This window comes from Bacillus sp. SRL337, from assembly GCF_984799155.1.
Genome location: NZ_OZ481793.1, coordinates 695,680 through 708,981 on the forward strand (window position 1 = coordinate 695,680; position 13,302 = coordinate 708,981).

Below are 13,302 nucleotides of genomic sequence, written 5' to 3' on the forward strand. Positions count from 1 at the left end.
AAAGAAAATATGGAAATCGCCATGGTTGGAAAAGGATCTTGGAGAGCAGGTATGCGCAATCCTTTTTGAAAACGGATCAGTTTAATGGAAGCATCACCTTATTACATACAGTGAAGGTTACCCACCCTTTGATGGTTCGTTATGCTGATGAGCCCATCTGTATTGTAAATGATGGATATATGTGGCTTCATCAATTTCCAGAGGATGAACATCATTGTGTAACGACGATGTATAATGCAGATGGCGAGATTGTTCAGTGGTACATCGATATTTGTGTGAAGAACCATCTGGAGGATGAGGTTCCCTGGATGGAGGATTTGTATTTGGACCTGATTGTGCTTCCGTCCGGCAAAGTGATAGAGAAAGATGTGGATGAACTGGAAGAAGCTTTTTTGCTGGGAAAGATCGATCAAACGCTATATGATTTAGCATGGAAGGAACAGCGGAAGATCTTACAATGGATTAAGGATGGGGAGTTCCCGTTGTTTAAGCTGGTCCCTGTACATAAAGAAATCCTTGTAAAAAAGGTAAATGATAGCACGAGGTGATAGGAATGAAAGAATTTACAGATCAACAAATAAGAACCATCCGCTCTTTTGAAAAAGAGATGGATCAAGAGGGGACTTTCCCGGATGAACTGCTGCAAATCATCTATGACAGCCGGCTATTTAAATTGTTTGTGCCCGAGAATCTTGGGGGGAGGATGGTCTCTCTTCCTGAAAGTGTCCGGATTTTTGAAGAGGCTTCAGCTATAAATGGAAGCTTCGGCTGGCTGGTGACGATTGGTTCCGGCGGCGGATTTTTTGCAGGAAACATGAAGGAAGAGGCTTTGGCTGATGTGTTCCAGGCGAGGAAGGCAGTAATTGCAGGAAGCGGAGCTCCGACGGGAAATGCAGAGAAGTGTGACGGCGGATACCGTGTTACTGGAGAATGGGCGTATTGTTCTGGTGCAGAATTTGCTGCAACTTTTACAGCAAATGCCTTGATTTCAGGAGCGGGTGCAGAACCTGAAATGAGAGCTTTTGCCTTCACACCGGAACAGGCAGAGATAATCAAGGATTGGAACGCATTTGGCTTAAAAGCTACGGGAAGCCATACAATTAAGGTGAACGGAGTGTTTGTTCCTGAAGAGCGGTCATTTTCGGTGATGGAATCCAATGGGCTTGTGGAGGCACCTGTTTTCACCTATCCATTCGAACCTTTTGCGCAGGCATCTTTTACAGCTGTTGTCCTCGGATTGGGGCGCCGCCTGATGGAGGAATCCCAGTCCTATATGAAGCTGCTTCAGGAGGAGTCTCCAAAAAAGCCAGTGCTGGACGGTGTTCTGGAAGAGCAGAAGACCAGGCTGGAATTGCTGAACCGTACCTTCTATAACACAATTGAAGGGAACTGGGACCTGCATGTACGGGGAGAGTCTGCTGGAGACCAATACAATGAAGTGGGGACGGTGTGTGCCCAGATTGTCCAGGGAGTCCGGGAAGCCGCCTTTACCTTGTATCCTTACTTGGGGATGTATGCGTCTGCTCAGGACACGCCATTCAATCGGGTGTGGAGGGATTTACTGACGGCTTCTCAACATGCGTTGGTTTCGCCTTATAAGTGAGGGAGAAAGTACCTTATCAAATTCCTGAAAAACTAGTTGCATAGAGTATGAGTATTGCTTTATCAGGTGAATATTCCAAGAGATACGGTTTCATCTATGTGGATAAGCACGATGATGGAAGTGGCACGATGGAAAGAAGCAGAAAGAAATCATTCTTCTGGTATAAAGATGTCATTGCCAGCAATGGTGAGAATCTGTAATAGAGAAGGAAGGGAAAGGCAGAGACCGCTGAAAAACAGCAAAATGACCACTTAATATCATGTCTCGTCCCTTAAACAAAGTAAAGGATCAGTCCGCATTTGGACTGATCCTTTTGTATTATTAAGAAGGGATATAAAAATTTTAAATCGAATATTAATATGGATGACAAAAACAAAAAAATTAATAAAATTCAAATTAACTCTTGTAAAGCGCTTTCATAGGTCTTATACTGTAACTAAATCGTTTTACTAAACCGGTTTACTAAATCGGTTTAGAGACAGTGAAGGAATTTGAATATGGAGTAGATTGAAATGAAAACGATAACAATTTCGGATGTTGCCAAGCATGCGAATGTTTCTAAAAGCACGGTCTCGCAATACTTGAATAAGAGATATGACTACATGGGGGAAAAAACAAAGACCCGGATAGAAGAGGCTATCGAGGAACTTGGGTACCTCCCAAACATAGTGGCCCGAAGCCTGAAACAAAAGTCCACTTCTACAATCGGAGTGATTGTGGCGAATATCCTTTATGCCTTTTCCACACAAGTGATCCGCGCCATTGAGGATTACTGCCATGAAAGTGATTTTCACATTATTGTCTGCAATGCTGATGAAGATCCGGAGAAAGAAAAGAAGTATATTGAGATGTTGAGAGCCAAGCAGGTTGATGGATTGATTATTTTTCCGACAGGCGGAAATGTAAGCTTGTATCAAAAAATGCTGGATGAAAAGTTCCCGGTCATTTTTATGGATAGATCTGTTGAGGAAGTACCTATCCCCTCAGTCATGCTTGACAATAAGAAAGCTGCAAGGCTTGCCGTCGACTATTTTGTCCATAAAGGGTATGAACGGATCGGGATCGTAACGGCTTCGATCATCAGGGGGCTCACTCCTCGTATTGAAAGAATACAAGGATATAAAGAAGCCCTGGCCGACCATGGCATCAAAGTTGTGGATGACTATATTAAAAGCTCTGATATTGAGAAAATACCGCAAGAGTTAAGCAAATTGTTTTCATCGGAAAATCCGCCGCAAGCTTTACTGGCTGGTAATGATCTTGCTCTGATTGAAATACTGAAATTTATTAAAGAGAACAATATGAGAATCCCGGAAGACATTTCGATTGTCGGGATTGATGATATCTCTTTTGCAAATCTCTTTAGCCCGCCCATTACAACCATTGCCCAACCGGCATTTGAAATGGGGAAAGCAGCAGCAGAGCAGCTGCTCGGAAATATCCAAAAGAATGAATCGAAACAAGTAAACATTCACCATTTCGAACCAAAATTGATCATCAGGGAATCATAAGCAATCAAGAGATGAAAGGAAGTTGATAACTGTGAAAGATGTCATAACAATTGGGGATGCAATGGTGACATTTAACCCAAGTACTAGAGGGCCAATGAAATATGTTTCCTCTTTTGAGAGAAAGGTAGGGGGAGCCGAATTGAATGTCGCCTTGGGATGTTCCAGACTGGGCTTGAAGTCAGGATGGATCAGCCGATTGGGCAACGATGAGTTTGGCAAGTACATCTACAACTTTGTCCGTGGTGAGGGAATCGATGTTTCGGAAGTCAAGCTTGTCGATGGATATCCAACTTCCTTGAATTTCAAGGAAATCATGGAGGATGGAAGCGGCAGCACCTTTTACTACCGTTCTAACTCGCCTACGACTGCCTTAACCGAGGAGTCTTTAGAGAAAGAATACTTTAAAGGGACAAAGCTTCTTCACATTACCGGAATCTTCCCTGCGATTGATCAAGAGAAGAACATGCCGGTTATCAAAAAAGCAATCAAACTGGCAAAAGAGAATGGTTTGCTCGTTTCTTTCGATCCAAATATACGGCTTAAATTATGGAGTAAAGAAGAAGCAAGGAAGAATCTGAATGAAATTCTTCCATTAGTTGATATTTTTCTAACGGGAATGGAGGAAGCTGAATTACTGCTGGGCACCACCGATCCCCAAGAAATCATCACTCATTGTAAGAGATTGGGAATTTCCTATATTGCTATCAAGAGAGGCGAAGATGGTTCCATCGGCTATCATGACGGACAGTACCTTGAAGCAGAGCCTGTTAAGCCAAAGAAGGTCGTAGATACAGTCGGAGCAGGAGATGGATTTGATTCCGGCTTCATATATGGAGTTCTAAACGGCTGGAGCCTGGAGAAGACATTGACGTTTGCCAATACAATCGGATCGATGGTCGTCAGTGTTACGGGTGACAACGAAGGACTGCCTTACCTGGAAGACGTACTGGTGAAAATGGGAGAAAAAGAATTCGTAGAAAGATAGGAGGAAGAAAGGTGAGAATCCAGCTCGCACTTGACCGCTTGAGTCGGGATGAATGTTTTCAGATTCTAAGTCAAACAAAGGACCACATTGATTGGATTGAGGTAGGGACCGGCGTCATCAAGGAATACGGAATGTCGATCGTCCGTGACATAAAGGAAGCCTACCCTGATAAAACAATTGTTGCGGATATGAAGACCTGTGATGCAGGGAAGCATGAAGCCATCCAAGCTTTTGAAGCCGGGGCAGACATAACGACCGTAATGGCTTTTTCAGCGGATAAAACGATTGCAGATACCCTGGAAGTGGCAGAGCGGTATCAAAAAAGAATCATGATTGACTTATTGGGAGTCACTGATAAAAAAAGGATAGCAGAGTTGAATGGCTTAGGTGTCGACCTTGTCAGCCTGCACTTCGGTAAAGATATGCAGCAAGAAGGGGAATTATCAGAAAGCATATTCGAGTTAGTAAGTGATTTTCCTGGAATAGAAGCGACGGTTGCAGGAGGAATAAACCTGGATTCCCTGCAGGATGTACTGAGGTACAGCCCGGTTGCAGTCATTGTAGGAAGTGCCATCACCAAGTCGGCAGACAGCGCAGGAACCGCCTCAACAATGAAAGGAATGATCAGACAACATGAAATCAATCATTAATACGGTTGCAGAAGAAGTTTCCCAAGTGTTATCCAGAGTGGATGAAACAGAAGCCAGGAGGCTTTCGGATGAATTGAAATCAGCCAAGCGGATCTTCATCAGCGGTGAAGGACGTTCAGGGTTAATGGGAAAGGCGTTTGCGATGCGCTTGATGCACGGTGGTTATACAGTCTATGTAACGGGGGAAACCATTACGCCGAGTATCCAGAAAGACGATTTGCTTATTGCTATAACTGGTTCAGGTTCTACCGCTTCAATCCATCAATTTGCTTCAAAAGCAAAAGAAACAGGTGCGAAGGTATTCCTGGTAACGACTAACAGGTCCGCCAAAATTGCAGAAATCAGTGATGGCGTACTGGTTGTCCCGGCGGCGACTAAATTCCGTCGTCCAGAAGAACCGGCAACAATCCAGCCGCTTGGGAACCAATTTGATCAATCTGTACATCTGCTTTTGGATGCCATCATCATTTCAACATTGGGAAATCCGGAAACGGCAAATGAAGAAATGAATAAACGGCATGCGAATTTGGAATAGGCCCGAAAGTCTAAATTTTAACGGAGGTGAGTGTCAGTGAATGTACTCAACCAACTAAAAGAAAATGTGATCGTAGCGGTAATCCGTAAGGCGAGTCCCGATAATATAGTAGAGATTGCTGAAGCTCTGCATAAAGGCGGAGTGAAGTCACTCGAGATCACTGCAGAAACCCCAAAGGCAGCGACCTTAATCGAAATGGTTTCCGATCGATTCAAAGATGAGCTGCTGATAGGTGCCGGAACTGTATTAGATCCGGAAACAGCCAGGTCTTGCATAATGGCAGGAGCAAAATTTATTGTTTCGCCAACTGTGAACCCAGAGACCATTTCCATGACAAAGAGATATGGCATCATAAGCATTCCAGGTGCACTGACGCCAACTGAAATCCTCACTGCTTATGAAAGTGGAGCGGATATGGTCAAGGTGTTCCCGGCGAACGTCTTTGGACCGGGATATATTAAGAATATCCATGGCCCATTTCCTTATATCCCTTTGATGGTGACAGGCGGGATCAACAATGAAAACATGGGGGAATATATGGCTGGCGGAGCTTCTGCAATAGGACTGGGCAGCAATCTGGTCAACCCTGAAAAATTAAAGAGTGAAGAAGACTATAGAACATTGACGGAAAATGCTTCTCACTATATGAACCAACTCAAAAAAATTTTTTAACAGAAACTGAAAGCGTATGCAGTTATAAGTCAATTCAAACATTTAGGAGGGCATAGAAATGAAAAAATTATCTTCATTACTTCTAGTTCTATTATTATCAGTATCTGTTATCCTCGCAGGTTGTAACAGTGAGGAGGCCGGCGGTGAAGGCGGTGGAAAGATAAAAATCCTCGCAGCACATAACCAGACTTCACCAGATAACCCTTATCAAACTGGTTTGCTTAAGTTCAAAGAAGTTGCGGAAGAACAATCTGATGGAAATATTGAAGTAGAGGTACATGCAGGGACTCTTGGTACTGAAGAATCTGAGCTTGTTGAAAAAATGAAACTTGGTGCTGCAGATGTTGTATTGGTATCACCGGGCTTCATGACACAAACAGGAATCAAAGAGATCGACCTTTTGGCACTTCCATATATGTTTGACAGCTATGAGCATTGGGAGAAAGCAGTTGATGGAGAAGTAGGAGAGCAAATCGCCGACTTAATCAATGAAAAATCAAACAATGACTTCAAATTGATTGGATACTGGACTGCCGGAGTAAGACATTACTACGGAAAGAAACCTGTTGAGAAAGTGGAAGACCTTAAAGGCATGACAATCAGAACTCAGACATCAGGCGTGGTTGCCGACTATTGGAAGAAGACAGGTTCTATTCCTACGTCAGTAGCGTGGGGCGAGCTTTACCAGGCACTTCAACAGAAAGTTGTAGACTCTGCTGAAAATGCTTATCCTTATTTCGTTCAACAGAACCACCACAAAACAGACAATGGAAAATACGTGTCTGAAACAGGACATGACTACACTACCCGCTTCTTGCTGGTGAACGGTAAGAAATTCGATTCTTATTCAAAAGAACAGCAAGATATCATCATAGAAGCTGCTAAAGCATCAGTGGAAGCTGAAAGAGAAGCACTTTATAAGCAAGAAGAAGAGTATAAGGAAAAAGCGATCTCCGAAGGCGCAATTGTGAATGAAGTGGATAGAGCACCATTCATTGAACTGGCAAAACCGATTCAAGAGAAAGCTGTCAAAGAAATGGGCGCAGAAGAACTTTATCAGAAGGTATTGGATTTAAAATAAGAAGAATAAGAGGATGCGGACACGAATCAGTGTCCTTCCTTTCATCCTTTAGTAGGAGGGTTACACATCATGTTTATTAAACTCCTGGAACGAATACAGATAGTGGTGGGTGTTTTGAGTTTATGTACCTTTTTCACCGCCATCCTCATCCAGATCACAACACGCTATCTAGGGATATCTGTTATTTGGACAGAAGAAGTAGCGAATTACTCATTCATATGGGCAGTGTTCATGGGAGCAGCCGTAATGGTGAACAGAAAAGAGCACTTTACTTTTGACTTCCTTCTACAGAAGTTGAAAGGAAAGAAGAGAGCATCCCTCAGTCTTTTTAATGATACAGTCCTATTATTATTTAATATTGCCATCTTTTATTACGGTCTCGCAGCCGTTCAAAACTTTTGGTCTTATAACTGGGTTTCCCTCCCTTCATTAAAAATGGGGTATGTCTGGCTGTCACTTCCTGTGATGGCAGCAACAATGATCATCTATTTGATTTCACACCTTATTGCTCATATTAAGGTACTCGCAGGAAGGGAGGCGGCACAATGATCGGTTATGTTTTGTTAGCTGTATTCGTTATTTTTATGCTCATTGGTATACCCATTGCATTCGTTATCGGTATTGTTGCCCTCCTGGGTATCATGAATGTCCCGTATATCCCGGAAGTCACTGTTCCAGTGAAGATGCTGAATGGTATAGATTCATTTGTATTACTGGCTGTTCCATTGTTTATCCTGGCAGCAAACTTAATGAACTCAGGGAAGATCTCCCAGAAGTTGATTGATCTTGCGCTTACGATCGTGGGTCCTATCCGTGGAGGACTGGCCCATGCCAATATTCTGGTATCCATGATGTTCGCAGGGGTTTCCGGTGCGGCACAGGCGGATACTGCCGGAGTAGGTAAAATCCTGATTCCAAACATGATCAAAAAGGGATACGACAAAGAGACGGCTGTTGGCGTGACTGCTGCTTCCTCAACAGTAGGGGTTATCATTCCGCCAAGTATCCCGATGATCATTTTTGCCGGGCTGACGAATGCGTCAGTAGGCGCGCTCTTCCTTGGCGGTATCATACCTGGAATTCTTGTAGGCTTTGGAATGATGTTATTTGTTTATATCATGGCCATCAAAAAAAATTATCCTAAATATGAAAGAGCCACAGCTAAAAAGTTCTTTAAATTGTTGGTAGAAACCTTCCCAGCGTTATTGACGCCCATCATCATCATCGGCGGAATCATCTCGGGCCTTTTCACAGCAACAGAAGCAGCAGCAGTGGCCTCATTGTATACCCTGCTTATCTCAATGTTCATCTATAAGACACTAAAGTTAAAGGATTTGCCAAAGATCTTGATTGATACTTTGGCCCTGAGCTCCTTGTCCCTTTTCGCCCTGGCTGCTGCCAGCGCTCTTGGTGAATTGATGAGTTACTACCAATTGGCAACAATCGCCCAAGAATTTTTCGCTAATAATATTGGGGCAAAATGGTTATTCATCCTGATCATCATTGTGTTCTTCCTATTCATCGGGACATTTATGGATGCCATTCCGGCCATGATCCTGTTTGTGCCGATTGTCTTGCCGACAGCGATCCAATTTGGAATCGACCCGATACACCTTGGAATCATCGTCGTCATGACACTGGCAGTCGGTTTGGTCACACCGCCGTATGGTCTATGTTTACTATTGGCTGCAAAGATTGGAGATTTGTCAATAGAACGCTCGTTGAAAGCGGTTATCCCATACATCCTGATTGTTTTGGCTGTACTGGTATTTGTCGCCTTCTTCCCGACGGTAGCATTTTATTTGCCGAAACTGATCAACCCTAATCTATTCTAACTGTTAAGAAAGGATGTCCATCTATGGTAAAAAGAGAAATTCTTGCAACTAGTGGTTCTTTAATGCTTGTAAAGGTTGACTTGGCAACAGGATTCGAAGGAGATGTCGACCAGCATCCTGAAGAGCAGTTGAGCTATATTGAAAAAGGAAAAGTGGAGTTTACGGTAGACGGAGAAACCCGGACTTTGCATGCAGGTGATGTCCAGTACATCCCTTCCAATGTAAAGCATCAGGTCAAGGTGATCGAAGAGTGTATCATCCTCGATACATTTACACCGATCCGCAAAGATTTACTTCCATCATAAAAGAGTAAGGAGAAATTTTCTCCTTACTCTTTTTCAATTACTTCTATGTCGTTGTCATTTCCAATGATAAGGATGTCCGCCATATGGATGAACAAACCGGTTTCAACCACACCTAATAGCTGTTTGATCTGATGATGTGCTTCTGCTGGATTGGGAAACCCGTTAAATTGACAGTCTAGAATATAATTGCCATTGTCAGAAATGAATACGTTGCCTTCTTTCTTCCTCAATACCGGCTCACAGCCTAAACCAGCGATGGCAGCAGCGGTTACCTCCCATCCAAAAGGGATTATTTCCACAGGCAGAGGTGTCGCACCCAGTTGGTCAACGAGTTTAGAATCGTCTGCTATAACAATGAACTTACCAGCAGCCGAGTCGACAAACTTTTCTCTAACCAGGGATCCTCCACCGCCTTTTATCAGATTAAAATCCTTATCAATTTCATCTGCGCCGTCAATGGCAATATCCAGAGTCTGTGTTTCGGAAAAATCGGTAAGGGGAATGCCAAACTCCTTCGCCCAGCCTTCTGTTCTTTTTGAAGATGGTATGCCTTTGACTTGAAGCCCCTGCTCAACCAACTCTGATAATTTCTTCATTGTCCAGTATACAGTGGAGCCTGATCCTAAGCCGATTACCATCCCGTCTTCTATGTATTCTGCTGCTTTCTCTCCAGCTCTTTTCTTTTTTAAATCTGCAGTTTCCATTGCTTTCACCTCTATCTAAGTATACCAAAAAAAGGTGGTGAAATACGGAATGAATAGGGAGATTATTCGTTGGCAACATTCACTTGGATCCTCATCAAACAGCCGGATGATCAACCATTTGGGACGCTGCGAAGAGGGGACGGTCCTTGCTGCTTTAGCAGGGTTTTTTTGCAGGTGTATATAAAATGGAGAATTAATCGAGATCGTTCAACTCACGATTGAACTTCTTTTAACAGAACTCAAGCATTACTTGATAGGAAAAACAGTCTCCAGCGCCTACACTTGATTTATACTTAGAAATGAGGTGATGGGTTTGTTTGATATGAAGAAAGTAGGAAAGGTAATTGCGGGGTTAAGGAAGGAAAAGAAGATTACCCAAATGGCGCTTGCGGATCATATGGGAGTCAGTTTCCAGGCGGTGAGTAATTGGGAGCGGGGAGAAACGATGCCGGATATCACCAAGCTGCCCGGCCTTGCCAGGATTTTAACTGTGAGCATTGATGAGATTTTATCCCATGACACAGGGACACAGTTGGTTAAAAACCTGGTGGGAGATGAGGGGGGAATGTCGTTCACATCAGTGGATAAAGACGAACTTTTACAAGCAGCGCCGATCATTACGCAGGGTCAGGCAGATATGGTGTACCAGAACCTGGAGGGAGAACTGTCATCGAAAGAGCTTTCATTGATTGTCCCCTATATAGGACAAGACTTGATTGATCAATTGGCAGAGAGGGAGTTTGATAAGGCCGGTATAAAAGGGCTGGCGGCTATTGCTCCTTATATTGGCCAGGAGAAAATCGATTCGCTGGCAGAACAGGAAGCGGGAAGGAATACGTTTTCCGCCCTGGCTGTCATTGCTCCTTTCATCAGTCAGGAGGTCATCGATAAATGTGCTGTTCGCGAGTTTGCATCTACCGGACTAAAAGGGTTAGCTGCATTGGCACCATTTATCAGCAAGGAAATTGTCGATGAATGTGCGAGGAAGGAATTTGAGCGATCTGGTGGAGAAGGCTTGTCTCCTTTAGTACCCTTCATCAGCCAAGAGATAATCGATGAGATTGCGGTTGAGGAATTTGAACGGAAAGGACTGGGGGCGTTACCGGCCATGGCCTATTCGATAAGCGGGGATATACTGGCAGAATGTGCGCAGAAAAGCTATGAAGAAAAGGGGATCCAATCACTTTTGCCTATTGCCCCTTTCATGGATGAAAAGCTATTGAATGAACTGGCTGTGGATGCTTTAGATAAGAAGGGTTTCAGTGAGATCAGCCCTGTCATGCCGTTTATTGATCCGAAACTGTTTCGGGGGCCAATTAGTAAATAGATGAGATTATTTGGGGCTTTCTCGATGTACTGAGGAGGCTTCTTTTTGGTAGGTTCTTCTCGTAAACGTGGTTGCTGCATAATGTGAATTTTTAAGCAGGAACGCTATCGAAGTTCAGAGAGAAAACTGCTGGTAACCAGGGGAGGGGGATTTTTAATAAGAAACAGATTTTAGGAGAGGCGCCTCCCCTAAAATCTATGAATATTCGTAATCTGCGTAATCGGCACGCCGGCCATCGGAAGGAGCTGCTGGAGTTCGTCACCAATGACACTGATGTAATCCGCACCTTCGCGGAATCCGTACCGTTCCTTTATATTGATGTCGAAGTTGCATTTAACCTGCAGGGCGATATCGCCTTCCCGGTCGAATGGGGGAGAGACGGTTTGGACATCGAATCTGTTGCCATTTTTGCTGAAGGCATTGATGGTTTTGATTGCTTTAGGTTTATAGTTTTTGACGGCTTTGGGTGTATAGGAAAAGGTCACCCAGCCGGTTGCGTTGATCATGATGAACACCTCGGATTTTAGTGAAAGGTATTCTTGAAGTATAGCAGAAGAGGGGAAGTGTGAATAGAGAGGAGATTGCCTTGATCCTTTAACGCATTAACGCATGTGGGGACAGTCCCCACATGCGTTAATGCGTTAAAGCGTCTCTTATAGTATCCCTTGGTTATCTGCAGGCTCTGGGGCTGGGTCTCTCTTTTTTATGGATTGAAATCTGCCATAAGTAAAGGATCTCCAAAGCCATTCAAGTGGACCGAACTGGAATTTCTTCAGCCAGAAGAAGCTGAACAGAATTTGTGCGGCAAAGATGACCAGAGCAAGAAGGGTGCCAGCCCACAAGCTTACTTGTTCGTATAGGCCGAACCCGACGAAGATGGCGACACAGATGATGGTTTGCGAGAGGTAGTTGGTCAACGCCATCTGTCCGGCAAATCCAAGCGGCCGCAAACGTTTTTGCCAATGATTTTTTCTCAAGAGCAGTGTCAAAGCCGAGATATAGAAGAAACATAGAGACACTCCGCTGAGGCTTGTAAAAAGCTGTACGTATGTTGAATTTTTGATCCCCGCACCGAGAATTTCCTGCTGGTATAAAGCGAGCAGGGTGACAAGCGGAATGCTGATCAATAGAGAGAGATTCCTGATTTTGCGGATAAGCCCGAGATGCGGGGTATCAGGCTTGAAAATCCCGGCTTTCCCTGCAGCAAGTCCAAAGAGGAACATCGCAAGCACGGGCATCATAGACGGGATGACATTTAAAATGAGCGGAGCGATTTCGGCTCCGAGGCGGTAGGAAACCAGCTCTCCGTAACTGGCAGTGGTATAGGCATCGACATAGCCGCCGATTTGATCATTGTACATGGAAACGTTCATCCCATGCAGTTCCTCGAGCAGGCCGCCTGGCATTAGCAGTGACATGCTGAACAATGCATTGATCGCGAACAGCAGGCTGAATGCCCAAATGATCATGGTCTTGATTTTTCGCTTATAGAAAGCCAGCAGCAACAGTCCGGTCAGGGCATAGGTGTGCAAGATGTCTCCGAACCAAAAGAAGACGATATGTGCTGCCCCGAACAGGAACAGGCCAAGAATCCTTCTCAGGTACAAATTATTCACTTTCAATCCTTTCTGTTCTGCACGGTTCATGAAAATATAAAAACCGAGTCCGAACAGGAAAGAGAAGATCGTGAAGAACTTCATGTCGATGAACAGCATGAAAAATAAATCCAGCCAATAGTCAGCTCCAGACCTTTCAATCTCGATTCCGTAATAGGAGGTTAAAAACTCAGCAGAATGAAAGGCCGGCATGTTGACAAGGAATATGCCGAACAGCGCAAACCCCCGGATGATATCGATTGTCACGATGCGATCCTTCCCCAAAACAGGTAATGAATTCATAGTTTCTCTCCTTTTTTAAGTATGTACATACTCATTATATATGATGATAGATGGAATTAATGTAAAAATTTTGCTGTGGGGTACTTTAACGCATTAACGCGTCCGGGGACAGTCCCCGGACGCGTTAATGCGTTAAAGTATTTTTTATTAATCAAACGTTTGATTAATAAGAAGAACGCCCACGGCTGAGGCTTTT

General features: G+C 43.9%; 15 protein-coding genes and 1 pseudogene. 13 read left to right on the forward strand and 3 right to left on the reverse strand.

Going from position 1 to position 13,302, the window contains the following annotated elements; translation table 11 throughout:
* Positions 1–38 precede the first annotated feature (38 nt).
* The 12 genes and pseudogenes from AC4E8A_RS03395 (at position 39) to AC4E8A_RS03450 (ending at position 9,177) form a co-directional block, all read left to right on the forward strand.
* Positions 39–548 (forward strand): ribonuclease FAU-1 family protein, encoded by a 510-nt coding sequence (locus tag AC4E8A_RS03395; protein ID WP_490196808.1) that lies wholly within the window; start codon positions 39–41, stop codon positions 546–548.
* A 5-nt stretch (positions 549–553) separates the two neighbouring features.
* Positions 554–1,603 carry an acyl-CoA dehydrogenase family protein gene (locus AC4E8A_RS03400; RefSeq protein ID WP_490196809.1) on the forward strand — a complete coding sequence of 350 codons (1,050 nt, stop codon included), beginning with the start codon at positions 554–556 and terminating at the stop codon, positions 1,601–1,603.
* Positions 1,604–1,665: 62 nt separating this feature from the next.
* Positions 1,666–1,803, forward strand: a pseudogene (locus tag AC4E8A_RS03405) (family 1 glycosylhydrolase); the annotation flags it as partial.
* 312 nt (positions 1,804–2,115) lie between these two features.
* Positions 2,116–3,114 (forward strand): substrate-binding domain-containing protein, encoded by a 999-nt coding sequence (locus AC4E8A_RS03410; protein WP_490196810.1) that lies wholly within the window; start codon positions 2,116–2,118, stop codon positions 3,112–3,114.
* A 31-nt stretch (positions 3,115–3,145) separates the two neighbouring features.
* Positions 3,146–4,099 (forward strand): sugar kinase, encoded by a 954-nt coding sequence (locus tag AC4E8A_RS03415; protein ID WP_490196811.1) that lies wholly within the window; start codon positions 3,146–3,148, stop codon positions 4,097–4,099.
* Positions 4,100–4,110: 11 nt separating this feature from the next.
* Positions 4,111–4,749, forward strand: coding sequence for a 3-hexulose-6-phosphate synthase (hxlA, locus tag AC4E8A_RS03420; RefSeq protein ID WP_490196812.1), 639 nt, complete (start codon positions 4,111–4,113; stop codon positions 4,747–4,749).
* Positions 4,733–5,284 (forward strand): 6-phospho-3-hexuloisomerase, encoded by a 552-nt coding sequence (gene hxlB, locus AC4E8A_RS03425; protein WP_490196813.1) that lies wholly within the window; start codon positions 4,733–4,735, stop codon positions 5,282–5,284. The genes hxlA and hxlB overlap by 17 nt, the downstream gene beginning before the upstream one ends.
* 36 nt (positions 5,285–5,320) lie before the next feature.
* Complete coding sequence (locus AC4E8A_RS03430; protein ID WP_490196814.1) at positions 5,321–5,956, forward strand: bifunctional 4-hydroxy-2-oxoglutarate aldolase/2-dehydro-3-deoxy-phosphogluconate aldolase; 636 nt, start codon at positions 5,321–5,323, stop codon at positions 5,954–5,956.
* A 58-nt stretch (positions 5,957–6,014) separates the two neighbouring features.
* Complete coding sequence (locus AC4E8A_RS03435; RefSeq protein ID WP_490196815.1) at positions 6,015–7,037, forward strand: TRAP transporter substrate-binding protein; 1,023 nt, start codon at positions 6,015–6,017, stop codon at positions 7,035–7,037.
* A gap of 69 nt (positions 7,038–7,106) precedes the next feature.
* Complete coding sequence (locus AC4E8A_RS03440) at positions 7,107–7,586, forward strand: TRAP transporter small permease (RefSeq protein ID WP_490196816.1); 480 nt, start codon at positions 7,107–7,109, stop codon at positions 7,584–7,586.
* Entirely contained in the window at positions 7,583–8,872 is a 1,290-nt protein-coding gene (locus AC4E8A_RS03445) for a TRAP transporter large permease (RefSeq protein ID WP_490196817.1), read from the forward strand. The genes AC4E8A_RS03440 and AC4E8A_RS03445 overlap by 4 nt, the downstream gene beginning before the upstream one ends.
* A 23-nt stretch (positions 8,873–8,895) precedes the next feature.
* The gene (locus tag AC4E8A_RS03450) at positions 8,896–9,177 is read left to right on the forward strand and encodes a cupin domain-containing protein (RefSeq protein WP_490196818.1); all 282 of its coding nucleotides are present in this window, start codon (positions 8,896–8,898) and stop codon (positions 9,175–9,177) included.
* Positions 9,178–9,200: 23 nt separating this feature from the next.
* Here the strand turns inward: AC4E8A_RS03450 and rpiA are convergent, their stop codons facing one another.
* Positions 9,201–9,881 carry a ribose-5-phosphate isomerase RpiA gene (gene rpiA / locus AC4E8A_RS03455; protein WP_490196819.1) on the reverse strand — a complete coding sequence of 227 codons (681 nt, stop codon included), beginning with the start codon at positions 9,879–9,881 and terminating at the stop codon, positions 9,201–9,203.
* A 322-nt stretch (positions 9,882–10,203) separates the two neighbouring features.
* Between rpiA and AC4E8A_RS03460 the strand changes: the two genes are divergently transcribed.
* The gene (locus tag AC4E8A_RS03460; RefSeq protein ID WP_490198757.1) at positions 10,204–11,208 is read left to right on the forward strand and encodes a helix-turn-helix domain-containing protein; all 1,005 of its coding nucleotides are present in this window, start codon (positions 10,204–10,206) and stop codon (positions 11,206–11,208) included.
* Between the two features lie 188 nt (positions 11,209–11,396).
* Here the strand turns inward: AC4E8A_RS03460 and AC4E8A_RS03465 are convergent, their stop codons facing one another.
* The gene (locus tag AC4E8A_RS03465) at positions 11,397–11,714 is read right to left on the reverse strand and encodes a hypothetical protein (protein ID WP_119548993.1); all 318 of its coding nucleotides are present in this window, start codon (positions 11,712–11,714) and stop codon (positions 11,397–11,399) included.
* Between the two features lie 147 nt (positions 11,715–11,861).
* Entirely contained in the window at positions 11,862–13,106 is a 1,245-nt protein-coding gene (locus tag AC4E8A_RS03470; protein ID WP_490196820.1) for a DUF418 domain-containing protein, read from the reverse strand.
* Positions 13,107–13,302 lie beyond the last annotated feature (196 nt).